This window comes from Sutcliffiella cohnii, assembly GCF_002250055.1.
Lineage (GTDB): Bacteria > Bacillota > Bacilli > Bacillales > Bacillaceae_I > Sutcliffiella > Sutcliffiella cohnii.
The window spans coordinates 1,969,467-1,985,672 of record NZ_CP018866.1; the positions used below are offsets into that span (position 1 = coordinate 1,969,467).

General features: G+C 34.2%; 15 protein-coding genes and 2 riboswitches. Of the genes, 10 read left to right on the forward strand and 5 right to left on the reverse strand.

Going from position 1 to position 16,206, the window contains the following annotated elements; all coding sequences use genetic code 11:
• The first annotated feature begins 92 nt into the window (after positions 1-92).
• From liaF to BC6307_RS09720, 3 genes are read left to right on the forward strand one after another with little or no spacing between them, the layout of a single operon-like run.
• Complete coding sequence (gene liaF, locus BC6307_RS09710) at positions 93-809, forward strand: cell wall-active antibiotics response protein LiaF (RefSeq protein WP_235858116.1); 717 nt, start codon at positions 93-95, stop codon at positions 807-809.
• Positions 806-1,846: a sensor histidine kinase gene (locus BC6307_RS09715; protein ID WP_066415782.1), complete on the forward strand. Its 1,041-nt coding sequence runs from the start codon at positions 806-808 to the stop codon at positions 1,844-1,846. The genes liaF and BC6307_RS09715 overlap by 4 nt, the downstream gene beginning before the upstream one ends.
• Positions 1,839-2,471, forward strand: coding sequence for a response regulator transcription factor (locus BC6307_RS09720; RefSeq protein WP_066415780.1), 633 nt, complete (start codon positions 1,839-1,841; stop codon positions 2,469-2,471). The genes BC6307_RS09715 and BC6307_RS09720 overlap by 8 nt, the downstream gene beginning before the upstream one ends.
• 59 nt (positions 2,472-2,530) lie before the next feature.
• Here BC6307_RS09720 and BC6307_RS09725 read toward each other — a convergent pair whose 3' ends face one another.
• Positions 2,531-2,863: a YckD family protein gene (locus BC6307_RS09725; RefSeq protein ID WP_066415777.1), complete on the reverse strand. Its 333-nt coding sequence runs from the start codon at positions 2,861-2,863 to the stop codon at positions 2,531-2,533.
• A gap of 228 nt (positions 2,864-3,091) precedes the next feature.
• On the opposite strand from BC6307_RS09725, the gene BC6307_RS09730 reads away from it, so the two are divergent.
• Complete coding sequence (locus BC6307_RS09730) at positions 3,092-4,138, forward strand: ATP synthase beta subunit C-terminal domain-containing protein (protein WP_066415774.1); 1,047 nt, start codon at positions 3,092-3,094, stop codon at positions 4,136-4,138.
• Between the two features lie 54 nt (positions 4,139-4,192).
• On the opposite strand, the gene BC6307_RS09735 is transcribed toward BC6307_RS09730, so the two are convergent.
• Positions 4,193-4,384, reverse strand: coding sequence for a hypothetical protein (locus BC6307_RS09735; protein ID WP_066415773.1), 192 nt, complete (start codon positions 4,382-4,384; stop codon positions 4,193-4,195).
• A 225-nt stretch (positions 4,385-4,609) separates the two neighbouring features.
• Here BC6307_RS09735 and BC6307_RS09740 point away from each other — a divergent pair, with 225 nt between their 5' ends.
• The 4 genes from BC6307_RS09740 to htpG all read left to right on the forward strand — a co-directional run bounded on the left by BC6307_RS09740 (position 4,610) and on the right by htpG (position 10,629).
• Entirely contained in the window at positions 4,610-5,557 is a 948-nt protein-coding gene (locus BC6307_RS09740) for a hypothetical protein (RefSeq protein ID WP_066415771.1), read from the forward strand.
• Between the two features lie 112 nt (positions 5,558-5,669).
• Positions 5,670-5,775: riboswitch (SAM riboswitch) on the forward strand.
• 121 nt (positions 5,776-5,896) lie between these two features.
• Positions 5,897-6,002: riboswitch (SAM riboswitch) on the forward strand.
• A gap of 120 nt (positions 6,003-6,122) precedes the next feature.
• A complete protein-coding gene (locus BC6307_RS09745) occupies positions 6,123-7,451 on the forward strand; it encodes an O-acetylhomoserine aminocarboxypropyltransferase/cysteine synthase family protein (protein WP_066415769.1) in 1,329 nt (442 codons plus the stop codon).
• Positions 7,435-8,505 carry a homoserine O-acetyltransferase MetX gene (metX, locus tag BC6307_RS09750; RefSeq protein ID WP_066415766.1) on the forward strand — a complete coding sequence of 357 codons (1,071 nt, stop codon included), beginning with the start codon at positions 7,435-7,437 and terminating at the stop codon, positions 8,503-8,505. The genes BC6307_RS09745 and metX overlap by 17 nt, the downstream gene beginning before the upstream one ends.
• A 243-nt stretch (positions 8,506-8,748) precedes the next feature.
• Entirely contained in the window at positions 8,749-10,629 is a 1,881-nt protein-coding gene (gene htpG, locus BC6307_RS09755) for a molecular chaperone HtpG (RefSeq protein ID WP_066415764.1), read from the forward strand.
• A 74-nt stretch (positions 10,630-10,703) separates the two neighbouring features.
• Here htpG and BC6307_RS24770 read toward each other — a convergent pair whose 3' ends face one another.
• On the reverse strand, positions 10,704-10,841 hold the full coding sequence (locus tag BC6307_RS24770) for a hypothetical protein (RefSeq protein WP_157076644.1): 138 nt from the start codon (positions 10,839-10,841) through the stop codon (positions 10,704-10,706).
• Positions 10,842-10,987: 146 nt separating this feature from the next.
• On the opposite strand from BC6307_RS24770, the gene BC6307_RS09760 reads away from it, so the two are divergent.
• Positions 10,988-11,785: a hypothetical protein gene (locus BC6307_RS09760; RefSeq protein ID WP_066415762.1), complete on the forward strand. Its 798-nt coding sequence runs from the start codon at positions 10,988-10,990 to the stop codon at positions 11,783-11,785.
• A gap of 724 nt (positions 11,786-12,509) precedes the next feature.
• Here BC6307_RS09760 and BC6307_RS09765 read toward each other — a convergent pair.
• Together BC6307_RS09765 and BC6307_RS09770 are read right to left on the reverse strand one after the other, a co-directional pair.
• Positions 12,510-13,754, reverse strand: coding sequence for an ABC transporter permease (locus BC6307_RS09765; protein WP_066413587.1), 1,245 nt, complete (start codon positions 13,752-13,754; stop codon positions 12,510-12,512).
• Positions 13,747-14,676, reverse strand: coding sequence for an ABC transporter ATP-binding protein (locus BC6307_RS09770; RefSeq protein WP_066413589.1), 930 nt, complete (start codon positions 14,674-14,676; stop codon positions 13,747-13,749). Before BC6307_RS09770 ends, BC6307_RS09765 begins: the two co-directional genes overlap by 8 nt.
• A 193-nt stretch (positions 14,677-14,869) precedes the next feature.
• On the opposite strand from BC6307_RS09770, the gene BC6307_RS09775 reads away from it, so the two are divergent.
• Entirely contained in the window at positions 14,870-16,102 is a 1,233-nt protein-coding gene (locus BC6307_RS09775; protein WP_066413592.1) for an aminopeptidase, read from the forward strand.
• Positions 16,103-16,206 lie beyond the last annotated feature (104 nt).

Genomic DNA, 16,206 nt, shown 5'->3' on the forward strand with positions numbered 1-16,206 from the left:
TATTTTACGCCTTTTTTGGCTAGTAAAAATCAATATTAATACATTACACAACAATAATTGACACTTGAGTAACAAAAAGGAGGGGAGCTACAGTGAAAAAAGAAAGTAAAGAATATGCAATGTATTTATTTTTGTTTGGTATATTAGTCTTTGCAATAGAAATTTTATTTCTTAATAGTGGCTTATTAATCTCCCTTCTTTTTTCAACTGGATTTATGTATTTCGGTAGAAAATATCAACATACTTTTTTAGGAAAAGTTTTTTTCGTAATTGGTGGAGTTTCAGTATTTTTTACGGTTATTAATATGACAACGTTTAAGTATGCTATTTTAGCTGCAATAGCGTATTTAATTATGAAGGTGGCTCGCAGTAAGGAACAACCTGAGCGAATCGAACCTTTAATGGAAGAAGTTATAGAGCCTTTGCAAACAATTAAACCCTGGTTTACGAACAAAATATTTGGTAGTCAAAAAACACCGAATCATTCCTACACATGGGAAGATGTTAACATTCAAACGGGTATTGGTGATACAATAATTGATTTGAGTAACACAGTTTTACCAAAAGGAGAAGCAATTATTTTTGTCCGAAACATAATAGGTAATGTACAAATTTTAGTTCCGTATGAAGTAGAGATTTCTATCCAACATTCTGCGTTAGTTGGTACAACACATATTTTAGGTAACGATGACGAAAAAAGGTTTAATCAATCAATTCGATATCAAACAGAAAAGTATATTCAAGTTCAACAAAAAGTAAAAATAAACACCTCTATACTTGTCGGTAAATTAGAGGTGAAGAGAATATGAATATAATACAACGGTATGTTGTCATCGGTTTTCTTATATCGTTACTCAGTTTAATAACAATTGGGGCTATCTTGTTTTATTCTTTTCCATTTATGAACTGGGCTTCTTTTTGGGAAGTAAAAGTTTTTGATTTACCGCTTATGCTTTTTAGTAGTTGTATTATTTTCTTAATCGGAATTATAACAGGACTTCTTTCTGGAGTTTTTGAAAAAAAACAATGGCAAACCGTTTACGATCAAGTAACACATATTGAACAAGGAAGAAGTTTAATGGATAAACAAGCCGTTCCAGAATTAGATATGGTACAACAAATCCTCCATAAAATAAATATGCAAATGAAAGAACAAGCTAAATTAGCTCAAAAACTGGCAAATGAAAAAGCAGTTGATATGGAAAATAGAGTACAAGAAATCATTTCACAAGAAAGAAACCGACTTGCACGAGAACTACATGATTCGGTTAGCCAACAGTTATTTGCTGCTTCTATGTTAATGTCTGCTATTACAGAAAATAATTCGGAGCTTGCAGAATATCAAACAAAACAACTACTCCTTGTTGAACAAATGATACAACAATCTCAGTTAGAAATGAGAGCACTACTTTTACATTTACGACCAGTTGCTTTAAAAGGTAAAACATTGCAAGAAGGAATAGAAGAGTTGTTAATCGAATTACAACATAAGATACCAATGGAACTTAGTTGGAAACTAGAAAAATTTCGAATGGATAAAGGTGTGGAGGACCATCTATTCCGGATTGTACAAGAATCCTTTTCTAACTCATTACGTCATTCCAAAGCAGCTAGTTTGGAAGTACTCCTAATCGAACGAGATCAATTCATTATATTGCGAATAGAGGACGATGGGATTGGATTTGATGTAGAGTCTGAAAAAGCTGGTTCCTACGGATTGCAAAATATGTATGATCGTGCTCTTGAAATTGGTGGCGTTATGAAAATTGTTAGTGTAAAAGGACAAGGAACTCGTTTAGAAGTAAAAGTTCCAAAGATTGATTTAAAGGGTGAAGATGATGATTAAAGTTTTACTAGTAGATGATCATGAAATGGTAAGAATAGGGGTCGCAGCCTATTTGTCTGCTCAACCAGATATTGAAGTTATAGCGGAAGCGGATGACGGGAAAGTTGCAATAGACTTAGCTCTTAAACATAAACCACATATTATATTAATGGATTTAGTGATGAAAGAAATGGATGGAATTGAGGCAACGAAAAAAATAATGGAAGAATGGCCAGATGCGAAAATAATTATTGTTACGAGCTTCTTAGATGACGAAAAAGTATATCCTGCCTTAGAAGCAGGGGCAACAAGCTATATTTTAAAAACATCAAAAGCGAATGAAATTGCTAATGCTATTCGTTCTACGTATAATGGGCAATCTATATTGGAGCCAGAAGTTGCTGGAAAGATGATGAAGCGTATGCGACAAAAAACGAAACAGCTTCCCCATGAAGAATTAACAAATCGTGAAATGGAAATTTTACTTCTTATTGCCCAAGGAAAAACAAATCAAGAAATTGCAGATGAATTGTTTATTGCACTTAAAACGGTTAAGGTGCATGTTAGTAATATTTTAGCTAAGTTAGATGTCCAAGATCGTACACAAGCAGTCATATATGCGTTTAAACACTCGCTCGTTCAATAAGTAAAACACTTGAGAAAAGGATCTCAAGTGTTTTTTTATTTTAAAAAATGTAATTAATATTATTCATTGTGCTTTTTATGCTTTTTATACTTATCCCATTGAGGAATAAATTCATTTTCCTCCATTTTTTTATAACGCTTTTCCATTTTTGCTATTATTTTATCCCCTTTATCAGGTGGTATTATACCGTACTCAACGTACTTGTTAATGATGTTTTTCTTCTCTATTAACACATTTTTATGTAGTGCCCCGAGCTCCTCTTTCTGAGAATCTGTTAATTTTACATCTTTGTTTATCCAGCCTTCTCCGTTGAAATGAGCTTGAACATTAGAGAGTGGAGCAAAACTAACGACAAGTACGACAAAACTTAATAAAAATATAAATTTTCTCATTAGTTTCTTCCTTTCCTTTTTTATTATTATGTCTGATATATGTGAAAATATGTAAAATAATTAACTCATGTGTTTTATGAGTAAATATAAAACTATAAAATAATTACTTTAAGAGGTAATTTTTATTACGTTTACGCATATAATGTGTTGACTTTAGATAGTAAAATAAATTACTATTTAAAGTAACAACAAGACTTTTCTTAAAATTAAAAAAGGAGTGGAGAAAAGATGGAAAATTTAAAACTTAATGTCCCATTATTAAGAAAGAGGGTTCCCAATTTAACAAGTGCTGCCCGAGCAGTAGGCTTGCGACCAGCTACCGTTTCTAATTTATGTACAGGAAAAATTCCAGTTGGAAGAGCAGAAGTTAGAACAATTGTTGCGTTAGCATCTTTAGCGAAATGTAGTTTAGACGAACTAATAATTAGAGAAGATTCTATCGAAATGTTGGAAACGGGTATTAAAGTTGTGGATTTATTTGCTCCTATAGTGAAAGGAGGAACGGTCGGATTAGTAGCTCGTCCAGGAATGGGCCAACTAGTTGTTCTTGCAGAGTTGTTTCATAATCTTAAACAGAATGGATATCGTACAATACTTCAAAAACCAGAAGGCATTTATCCAGAGCTCCAAGATTTGTATCCATTAGTAGATATACTATCAAATTCAATTAATGAAACGCATGAAGTAATAGTAAATAGTTCAAATAGTAACAATCATATTCTTTTTGCTACCGATAGAGAGCATGTACTAACTGGAGAGACATTCGAGTTACAAGAGAGATTAGAGCAAGAAGGAATTTCAAACGTTACGACAATTCTTCTGGATCTAAAAGGAGAAGTAATGGATGAAGAAATGCCATATGGTCCGTTAGAAACTGTTTGGCACTTTGATGCGGACTTAGCTGCAAGATTTAAATTCCCTGCCGTAAATCCAATTTATTCTACTTCGTCTATATTAGAAGGAGCATATATTGATCAAAATCACTTATCAGTTCAACAACGTGCAAAAAAATTATTACGTCGTTATCGTGAATTACGTGCGCTAGTTCAAGTAAGAGGAAATCAAGCAATCCCGATTTCAGAGAAAGAAACGTACGAAAGAGGGGAAAAACTTGAAGCATATTTAACGCAACCTTTTTTCGTAGCGGAAGAGCATACGAAAGTAAAAGGACAATCGGTTTCTTTACAAGAAGTTATACAAGATGTTCAAACAATCATAAGTGGCGGTGCAGATGGGCGTAGAGTAGAAGATGTTACTTTTGTAGGTAGGCTTTAATATTCATAGTTTAGCGATGTAACGACAAAAAAAAGAGACACAATTTGAATTCAATCAAACTTGTGTATCTTTTCTTTCGTCGTTATTTGTTTGCACATCTTTATTGAGCTTCATAATTTCAAGTTCCAATTTTTTATGTTCAAGCTCTAATTCTTTTTCTTTTAATTCATAACTTTTTTTCTTATCATAACCATAATATAGTAGTGATAGTGCCACTATAATTGTTGATGCAATATAAATATCCATCCACCCACACCCTTTCAAGTGCAATTTCTTTTATATTTTAACATACTAAGGCCATTTGAATGGTTAAGAAGTAGTTGCCAAGCCTTTTTAAAGATTACTTAATATACGGTATATTAGGTAAAAAAGTTTCAACTATTATTAGTTTGCTTTTTATATTAAAAAAAATGAAACCTTTTCCACCCTAAAACGTTTGAATATTATGACATAAGGAAAGGGGGAAACACAATGTTAAAAAGGATATTGATTGTTTTCCTATTTACGATTATTTGTTTTACTATTTCAATCGTTTGGTGGAGTACTCAATCAAATGTTTCAAGTGGAATATATCCTTTAAATAGTGGTGGCTCTATCGTGTTAACAGTGGAAGAGAACATACCAATTGCGTCATTTTCACTACCTGTTGTGTGGGTAAAAGCTCATCCATGGCAAAAAACGCCTACTATTGATAAATTAATTTTTAGAGATGACAAAGGTAATGTTTTCTCAAAAATGGAAGGGGAATACATTTTACAAGTGGATGAGGATTTACCGTGGTATAAAAGGAACATTCACTCAGAAGTAGAAATGATGATAAACGGTGAATCTAAAGTTACAATTGGGGAAAGGACAATGACCTCGATAAAGGATAGTTTTGATGAAAACTACATGCTGAATTCATTACAATTACAGGTTAACGGGATGGAAGAAACTTTCTCAATGGATAAAACGTACCAATTTACGTTAATAGGTAATGAAGATCAAGTTAGTCATAATAGATGGGTTATGAATGGCCTACTAGGTTTTAATGGAACAGGTTATATATTTAGATTAGATGGCCCAAAGGGAGACGTATTAGAACGCATACTGTTTTGGCTACCAGGTATGACAGAAAATGATATAAATAATATGATGTACACATTTGATGATGATTTTGAATTATACTCGAATGAACTTGATGAATTTAATGGTGAACCTCTTAATTTACCATTAACATTGACGGAAAGAGAAATGCTCCTATATATTCCATTATCCTCCAAAAATATTGATGAGCTAAAAGGGAAAATAGTATATATACAACCATTCTTCCAGTTTAGTAATCAAGATGGAGATCAATATTACTCTGGAGGTATGGGTTCTATAGGTGAATTCTACCCTAAAATCGGCGGAATAAACTTAATATTACCAGAAGAATGAACATACTAATCATAGATTAAAAGTATGTTTTTAAAAAAGATTACAAAAACTATTGACAGAAAATATTTAAAATTGTTATTATTTTATTTAACAACATAATAATAAATGAAACTTCTTATTAAGAGTGGTGGAGGGAACAGACCCGAAGAAGCCCGGCAACCTTCAAACGATTTGAAAGGTGCTAAATTCTGCAAACATTATTGTTTGAAAGATAAGGAGAGGACTGCATATTAATCCTTTCTAATCTTTTAGAAAGGATTTTTAATTTTTGGAGGTGGCGACAACTAGGAATATATTATTGTACGACATCATAACGTAAAATATTTACAACTTTATAAACTCTTATCAAGAGTGACCGAGGGGTCAGGCCCGATGACGTCCAGCAACCTTCAAAAACTTGAAAGGTGCTAAATCCTGCAGACACTTTTTGTCTGGAAGATAAGAGGAGGGAAAATGAACCTCTTCTTATGAAGAGGTTTTTATTTTTGTAGATATTGTAGGCTAGTCAATAGATATTCAAGAAAAAAAGTAAACTTAAAAAATATTAATTTTGGAGGAATGTAACATGTCAAATAATCAAGAGTATAAGTTAGAAACAGTTTTATTACACGGTGGTCAACAAGTAGATCCTACAACAGGTTCACGAGCAGTTCCGATTTATCAAACAACTTCATATGTATTTGAGAGTACAGAACAAGCACAAAACTTATTCGGACTTAAAGAGTTCGGAAACATTTATAGTAGAATTACGAATCCAACAGTTGATGTTTTTGAACAAAGAATAGCGCTATTAGAAGGTGGGGTTGCGGCAGTTGCGTTAAGCTCTGGGATGGCTGCTATTACCTTTTCCATATTAAACATAGCTCAAGCTGGTGATGAAATAATTGCTGCTGAAAACCTGTACGGTGGAACATATAATTTATTCGCAAACACACTACCGAAATATGGAATCAAGGTACATTTTGTAGATACAACAAACCCAGAAAAAGTTAGAGAAGCAATTACCCCTAACACAAAAGCTGTTTTTGCAGAAACAATCGGCAATCCAAGTTTAAACGTGTTGAAAATTGAAGAGATTGCAAACGTTGCGCATGAAAACAATGTTCCATTAATTGTTGATAATACGTTTGCACCGTATGTATGTCAACCGCTTAAATGGGGAGCTGATATCGTTGTACATTCTGCAACAAAATGGATAGGAGGTCATGGTACAACAATCGGTGGGGTCGTTGTAGATGGTGGAACTTTTAATTGGGATCAACCGAAATACCCTGGTTTTATAGAAAAAGATGAAAGTTATCACGGTCTTCGATTTGCCGAGACGTTCGGTCCATTAGCTTATGCTGTAAAGCTACGTGTTCAACTATTAAGGGATATCGGTGCATGTTTAAGCCCACAAAGTGCTTTCCTTCTATTACAAGGGTTAGAAACATTACATTTACGTATGGAAAGGCATAATGAAAATGCGAAAGAAATAGTTGCATTTTTACAACAACATCCTGCTGTTGATTGGGTCACTTTCCCAGGTTTAGAAAACCATTCATCAAACCATTTAGCAAAGAAATATTTAAACAATACGTACGGATCAATTATTGTATTTGGAATTAAGGGTGGAAGAGAAGCAGGTAGAAAAGTCATTGATAGTGTAAAATTATGGTCTCACCTAGCGAATGTCGGGGATGCTAAATCGCTCATTATACATCCAGCTTCAACTACACATCAGCAAGTATCTTCTGAAGATTTACAGAAAACAGGAGTTACAGAAGATTTAATACGTTTATCGGTTGGCATAGAATCCGTTGAAGATTTAAAAAATGATTTAGATCAAGCCTTTTATTCAGCTACTGGATTTACTGTGAAAGGGGCAATTGCTGGAGATGCTTCAAACAAATAATTTATACGAAGTCGGAAAGGTTTGTATTGGTGACTTTGAATTGGAGAGTGGTGTCCATTTAAAAGATGTGGAAGTCGCTTATGAAAGAGTAGGGAACCTTTATGGCGATAGTATAATAGTTTGTCATGCTTTAACAGGAAACCACTTAACAGTCGGGACATCGGTGTCCCCTGGCTGGTGGAGAGATCTTATCGGACCTTCACGTTATATCGATACGAACAAATATAATGTTATTACGATGAATGTGCTCGGAGGCTGCTCGGGCTCAACTGGTCCTACTTCTATAAATCCTGAAACAGGAAAAAAATATAGGGGGGATTTTCCTACTATAACCATTCGAGATATCGTTCATAGTCACAAAAGAGCGTTAGAAAAAATAGGAGTAACAGAAGTGCTATCAATTATTGGTGGTTCATTGGGTGGCATGCAAGTTTTAGAATGGGGGATACTTTATCCCCATTTTGCAAAACATTTAATACCGATGGCAGTTACCCCTACCTTATCCGATTATGGTATTGCATTCAATACGATTGGAAGACACGCTATTCAAAATGATCCAGCTTGGAACAACGGTTTTTATGAGGAACAATCGATAAAAGGTTTAGAAGTAGCAAGAATGGTAGGGCTTGTTACGTATCGTTCGCAACGTTTATTTAACAACCGTTTCCAACGTGAAAAAAAGAACGCATCCCAATATCAAATAGATTCCTATTTGAAATATCAAGGAGAAAAATTTGTAAAACGTTTTGATGCAAATAGTTATTTGTGTTTGTTGCAAGCGATGGATTCTTTTGATATTGGATTTAAGAGACATGGGATAGAAAAAGCATTAAAAAATATCGAGAGTTCGTTAACGATGGTGGCTTTTTCGCATGACCTATTATATCCACCTACAGTAATAGAAGAAACAGTATTATTACTTAAAAGAGTTGGCAAAGTAGCAAACTATATTTATGTACAAACAGACTTTGGGCATGATGGATTTTTAGTAGAATTTGAGAAGTTTGGAACGGAGATTTCGTTACAGTTACAAACGGTATTGCAGACACGGTAAAAAATAAATTCTGTTATTTGAATAGTACTTCAGAAGAGGTTGGGACATACTATTTTTATTAGTCTCAGCCTCTTCTTTAAGTTTTTTACCTGATTGCTATATGTATTTCTCCAACTAACCTTCTTTTAGTTCACCCCTTCTATTGACAAAAATCAATAAAATATGTTATTAAAATAGTGGGTTAGCACTCTTATGATTAGAGTGCTAAAGTAATTACTTAACAGAAAGAGAGGAGATTAAATCATGGAAAAGAAACAATTCCAAGCCGAATCGAAAAGATTGTTAGAAATGATGATTAACTCTATTTATTCTCAACGTGAAGTGTTTTTAAGAGAGTTAATCTCCAATGCAAGTGATGCAATCGATAAACTGTACTATAAGGCATTAACAGATGCTACCCTTACATTTAATAAAGAGAGCTATTACATAAAAATTATCCCTAACAAAGAAGAAAGAACGTTAACCATTATGGATACTGGAATTGGAATGACTGCGGAGGAATTAGAGACAAACCTAGGAACAATTGCTAAAAGTGGCTCATTAGCATTTAAAAAAGAAAATGAAACAAAAGACGGTCATGATATTATTGGACAATTTGGTGTAGGTTTTTATGCTGCTTTTATGGTTGCTGATGTTGTAACTGTTAACAGTAAAGCACTTGGAAGTAATCAAGCCTATAAATGGCAATCAGAAGGTGCAGATGGGTATTCTATCGAAGGAACAGATAAAGAAACAATCGGAACCGAAATCATCTTAAAGCTAAAAGAAAATAGCGAGGATGAAAACTACGATGAATTTTTGGAAGAGTATCGCCTTAAAGCTATTATAAAGAAATACTCAGACTTTATTCGTTATCCTATTAAAATGGATGTCACTACATCAAAACCGAAAGAAGAAAACGAAAATGAAAATGTGGAAGTTCTAGAAGAACAAATTATTAATAGTATGGTTCCAATTTGGCGCAAAAATAAAAACGAGCTAAAGGCAGAAGACTATGAAAACTTCTACAACGAAAAACATTACGGTTTTGATAAGCCGCTTAAACATATTCACGTTAGTGTCGATGGTACAGTTCGATACAATGCTCTTCTTTATATTCCAGAAAACATTCCGTTTGATTATTACTCAAAGGAGTATGAAAAAGGGTTAGAGTTATATTCAAGTGGCGTTTTAATAATGGATAAATGTGGAGACTTATTACCGGATCACTTTAGCTTTGTGAAAGGATTAGTAGATTCCGAAGACTTATCTTTAAACATTTCACGTGAAATGCTTCAACAAGATCGACAATTAAAATTCATCTCAAAGAATTTAGCGAAAAAGATCAAAAGTGCACTTCAAAGTATGTTAAAAGATGCAAGAGAAAATTATGAGACTTTCTTTAAAGCCTTTGGTCGTCAATTAAAATATGGCGTATATGCAGACTTCGGTGCTAATAAAGAAACGTTGCAAGATTTATTATTATTTTACTCATCAAAAGAGAAAAAGTTAGTTTCCTTAGAAGAATACGTAACAAATATGCCAGAGGATCAAAAGTATATTTATTACGCTACCGGTGACTCTATTGAGCGGATAGATAAATTACCACAAACCGAACTTGTAACTGATAAAGGATATGAAATTCTCTACTTTACTGAAGACATTGATGAATTTGCGATTAAGATGTTAATGACTTATAAAGAGAAAGAATTCCGTTCAGTGTCTAGTGGTGATTTAGGTATTGATAATGAAAAAGAAGATTCCAAAACAGAAAGTGAACTAGAAGAGTATAAAGAACTTTTTGATGCAATGAAAGAAATACTTGGTGGTAAAGTAACGGACGTACGAGTATCAAAACGATTACGCTCACACCCAGTTTGCTTATCTGCTGACGGTGAAATAACAATTGAAATGGAAAAAATCTTAAATGCAATGCCTGATAATCAAGGAGTAAAAGCGAATAAAGTTTTAGAAATTAATACAAAACATGATGTTTTCAACTCACTAAAATCTTCTTATAAGGAAGATAGAGAAAAGCTTGCATTATTTACAAACATTCTCTTTAACCAAGCACTACTTATTGAAGGCTTATCCGTTGAAGATCCTGTAGATTTTGCAAACGATATATGTAAAGTAATGGTGTGAATTAAGTTAAGACCCCTAAACGATAAGGGGTCTTTACTTTTGTTATAATATTTATCTTCAGTAGAAAGTATTATTTATTTTTTTCTTTCCATCACTTTTCTAATATCGTTGTCTTTTTTATTTCTATCTCCAAATAGTGTACGGTATATCTCAGTGTAGCCACCGACAGGTCTAATTTCATTTGAAACTTCTTCATTAAATTGCTTTTTCATATATTTCCTCCAAACTATGTTTCTCTCATTATTTACAAGAGAGGAACGACTCATACTGTATTAATTATAATTATCTATTTACTGTTATAATCGTTTGCTATATTAAATATATAGGAATATACCGTACAAAGGGTGGTGGGAGAAACGTGGATAAATTGTTAAAAATAACTTTAGTTTTACTGTTAGTTAGTGTTTGCCTTCATTTTTACACTATTCAGCAAATGGGTAAAATGAAGATGGAATTTGAAAGTTATATATCAATGGTAACGAGTGGGATAGAGAGTAATTTATACGATGTTCAAAACAGGATTTATGAATGGAGTGAACAAGACCGCTGGATACAACATATTGAGTTCATTGCAGACACAGTAAATTCTGAACCGAACAAGATGATTTTTACGGCTGCATTTAGTTTGAAAGAAGTGGAAAGTAATGCAAATATTAAACTTCTGTATAAGTCTGAAGAAAATCGTCATTGGCAGGAAGCAGAAAGTGAAAAGAAGCTGGACGGAATATATGAAGCAATCATATATTTAACTCCAAGTGATACGTATTTGTATAAAATAGTACAAGATGGGACAATTATAAAGAGTTCTGAAATTGGCTACATTCCTTCAGAATTGTATCGCCATTCCCCATTCTATTCATATGGTTCTAGCTATGGTTACACGAAGAGTACAGACACTTTATTTTTTGAATGGACATTAAGTGAAGAACCAGCCCTTTTTTCCTTTTTACAATATGAAAAAGTAATGGCCCATGTATATTATAAAAATTCAGAAATAAAAGAAGTACCATTAATAAAAATGAATCAACATGGTATTACCGAATGGTATTTCAGTCTTGAAGAAAAAGGAGTTTCAAAAATTAACGTAGAAGTTATTTATGCAGACGGCACTTCGATAGAAGAAACTATTTATGACGAAACATATGAGCATGATTGATGATAAGTTACCTATATAGATAAATATTTTGTCAAGAGAGGGCTGTCCAATAAGACTCAATAGAAAACTCTATCGTTTCTCCACCACTTTGTTTGTATAGATTTCATTCGAGGTAGAATCAATATACGTGTGTTCATCCTTTGTTAATTGGTTTTAATCTCAATCTATAGCAACTCCTTATAATTAATAATTTGAACTTACAACTAATAAATATTTAGAATTATATAGGGGTAACGAACAAAATAGTACTAAAAGTCAGTTTCTACTGACTTTTAGTACTACCCTCGCTTTTCTTTATCTAGCTCCGGCGGCTTGGCCCTATCAAACTTCCCGTTCCGTCCGTACGACAAGTCAACATCAACTCGCCCTCTGGCTCGTTGTGTTTCCTTTATCTCCTACCGGAACGGTCCAGTTTGTACGGGCCAGAACGAGCCGCCTCCGCTTTTCTTGTCCAGCTGCAGGGGCTAGCGGCTCGAGGTCACAAGTCAATCCGTCCAGAAGGTCAAAAAGCGACCTTCTAGCCGGCTTGCCTTGTGCTTGTCGCCGCTAAACGAGCCCCTTCCGCTTTTCCTTGTCCAGCTCCGTCGGCTTGGCCCTATCAAACTTCCCGTTCCGTCCGTACGATAAGTCAACATCAACTCGCCCTCTGGCTCGTTGTGTTTCCTTTATCTCCTACCGGAACGGTCCAGTTTGTACGGGCCAGAACGAGCCGCCTCCGCTTTTCTTATTGACGGATCCATTTCCAGATTTCTTTTGGGGTGGCGTTTTTGCCGTACATGAGTATGCCAGTTTTAAAGATTTTTCCTGCTAGTTTCATAAATAGCCAGATGCTAACTAATAAAATGGCTAATGAAATGATGATGTCCATCCATGGCCAATCTTCCATTGTCGAAAGTCTAATTAGTAGAACGCCTGGAGCTGAGAAAGGGATATACGATCCTACTTTTGCAACTATTCCAGAAGGGTCCGAAAGGATTGGTCCTATTAATATAAAAGGAATAAATGGTAGCATCATCACAATTCCTTGGAAGTTACTAGTTGCCGTCATATCTTCGACTGTTGCCCCCATGCTAACGAAAATAGAAGCAAACAATAGATAACCAGCTACCGCAATAAACACTAGTATAATTAATTCTGGAACGAACAAGTACTCAAAAATTGGTATCTCTGTTCTCCACTGAACGACAGGTAGGGCAATTGCAAGCCAGACCGTTACTTGAACTAACCCTAATACGAAATAACCTAATATTTTTCCTTGCATAAGTTCGTTTGGAGTAACAGATGATAGAACCATTTCTGCGACTTTCTCTTTTTTCTCTTGAGAAGCACTTTGGAAAATCATCATACCTGTTATAACAATCGAGAATAAAATTAATCCTGCAAAAGCTCCCGGAATGAGACGTTTAAAAGGATCTGTAGCTTCTTCATTCCCTCCGGATAGTTCTGTTGTACTATCGGCTTCAGACGTCATATCTTCCACTGATATTGCGTTTAATGTTACGCCTCGTGAAACGGCTTCTAATTGACTGTCTGTTAGTCCAATAGACTCCAGTTTAAGCTGTTGTAGTAACGTCGCTAATGGTTGCACCTCATAAACAAACATGTTGGAAACATCATCAGACGTATAAATAGGTATTTCGCCATTTTGGAATGCTTCTTCCGTAATATAAATGTAAGCTGTACTACTAGAATTTTCTAAATTAGCTTTCATTATTTCTTCATTTTCAAAAGGAGGAGCCACAACCGCGTCGATTGTATCTGTTTCTAAAAGCGGTGCCACTTCGTCCCAAATGCCTAATTCATCATATACAAGAATAGATATTTGATCAGATTGATTGTTAGAAAACAACATTGGTATTGTAAAGAAAAGAAGAAAAAGCGCAGGTGTCATTATTAACGATATGAGAAACGATTTATTCATCATATTTCTCTTAATTTCCCATTTTGCAACTTTAAAACTATTATTCATGAATAACACCTTCTTTATATCCTAAATTATTTGTTGCAATACCAATAAATATTTCATGAAGGGAGATTCTATCAACAGATAATTCTTGTATAGAGATATGTTCGGGAATATACTTTAACCATGCTGGTATGTGTACATTTTTCTCTAAGTAAAGAATGGAAACATCACCGTTTTGTTCTGCACTAGTAACATTTGGTAATGATTGAAGTTCGTTCAATTCATTCCGTCCCTTTATTGTACATTTGAAATTGGCATATTGCTCTTTTACTTCACTAATTGAACCATATATTACTTTACTACCTTTATGTATCATGAATAAACGGTCACATAACTCCTCCACTAGATTCATTTGATGGGAGGATAGTAGAATTGCAGTTCCATTTTGTGCTAATGTTTTTATTTCTTGCTTAAAAACATCTTGACTAACAGGGTCGAGACCAGAAAAAGGTTCATCTAATATTAAAAGTTCAGGTTCGTGTATAATAGAGGCGATAAATTGAACTTTTTGCCCCATCCCTTTAGATAGCTCTTCAATAGGACTTTTTTCTTTCCCTTTTAAATCAAACTTTTCTAAATATGCTAGTGCTCGTTCTTTCGCTTTTTGTTTTGGATAGTCCTTTAATTCTGCAAAGTATAATAATAAATCCAATACCTTTACATTTTTATAAAGACCCCGTTCCTCTGGTAAATACCCGATTTTATGGCGGGGAATTTCTTTTCCTGTGTGGGTATGGAATTGAATTGAGCCTTCGTCGGGTAACATAATCCCCATAATGTTTCGAATAGTTGTTGATTTACCAGCCCCGTTAGGACCCAGTATGGCCATTATTTCTCCTTTGTGTACAGTAAAACTAATGTCCCTTATAACAGTTTTCTCTTTAAAAGATTTGGCAAGTTGACTAACTGTTAATATTTTTTCCATTATATTCACCTTCCTACGTGTAAAATTTTCTTTTCTAGCATATGTACAAAAGTATATACGAATAAAATGTCGGAAAGTTTCAATCTTTTTTCTATTGCACTTGGGTTAACATGGAACGATTTTTTATGTAAAATAGAATAGTGCTATCCAAAAAAATAATATTAAACTACATTGACATAAAAGGAGAATATACATGTCGACATTTCAACGTAATTTAGAAAAATATGCAGCTCTTGCTGTTGAAGTAGGGGTTAATATTCAGAGTGGGCAAACGTTAGTAGTAACAGCCCCAATCTCTTCAGCTGAGTTAGTTCGTCTCATTGCGAAAAAGGCATATGAAAAAGGTGCAAAACATGTTGCGGTTGATTGGTTAGATGATGAACTTACAAAAATGAGATTCGAAATTGCTCCCGAAGATTCGTTTACCGAGTTCCCGTATTGGATGTCTAAGGGGAAAAACGAATTAGCAGAAGAGGGAGCAGCGTTTTTACATATTGATTCTAAAAATCCTGATTTATTAAAAGGCATTGACCAAAACCGTATACAAGCGGCTACTAAGGCTGCATCCCAAGTTCTAAAACCATATCGTAGTCGTATGATGAGTGATAAAAATAGTTGGTCGATAATCGCAATGCCGACACAAGCATGGGCAGATAAAGTATTTCCAGAATTAGATGAAACAAAAAGAATGGATGCATTGTGGGATGCGATTTTTAAAGCGACTAGAGTAGATCAAGAAAATCCGGTTGCAGAGTGGAAAAAACATACTGATACACTTGATTCTAAAGCTAACCATTTAAATCAAAAGAAATATCACGCACTACATTATACAGCCCCTGGCACAGATTTAACGGTTGAGTTAGCAAAAGACCATATTTGGGTTAGTGCCGGTAGTGTAAATGAAAACGGTGTTACATTTATTGCGAACATGCCAACTGAAGAAGTTTTCACTGCTAATGCAAAAACTGGTGTGAACGGAGTTGTTTCTAGTACAAAACCACTAAGTTATGCGGGTAACTTGATTGAAAACTTTACATTAACTTTTAAAGAAGGTAAAGTAGTTGATTTTAAAGCAGAAAAAGGTGAAGAAACATTAAAGAAACTTATTGAGACAGATGAAGGCTCAGCATATCTTGGAGAAATTGCTCTAGTTCCGCACCAGTCTCCAATTTCAGAAACAGATTTAATTTTCTTTAATACATTATTTGATGAGAATGCCTCTAACCATTTTGCTTTAGGGAAAGCCTATCCATTCTGTGTGGAAGGCGGAAAAAACATGAGTGATGAAGAAGTAGTAGCACATGGTTTAAACGATAGTTTAACACATGTTGATTTTATGATAGGTTCAGCTGAAATGAACATAGATGGTATTACACTAGATGGTAAAAAAGAGCCAGTATTCCGTAAAGGAAATTGGGCGTTTTAATACAATTAGAGTTGGCTTCATGGCCAACTCCTTTTTTATATATTAAGTTTAGGCAAATAAAAAAACGCCTAAAAATTGAATGCGCCCAAACAAATATAGATTTT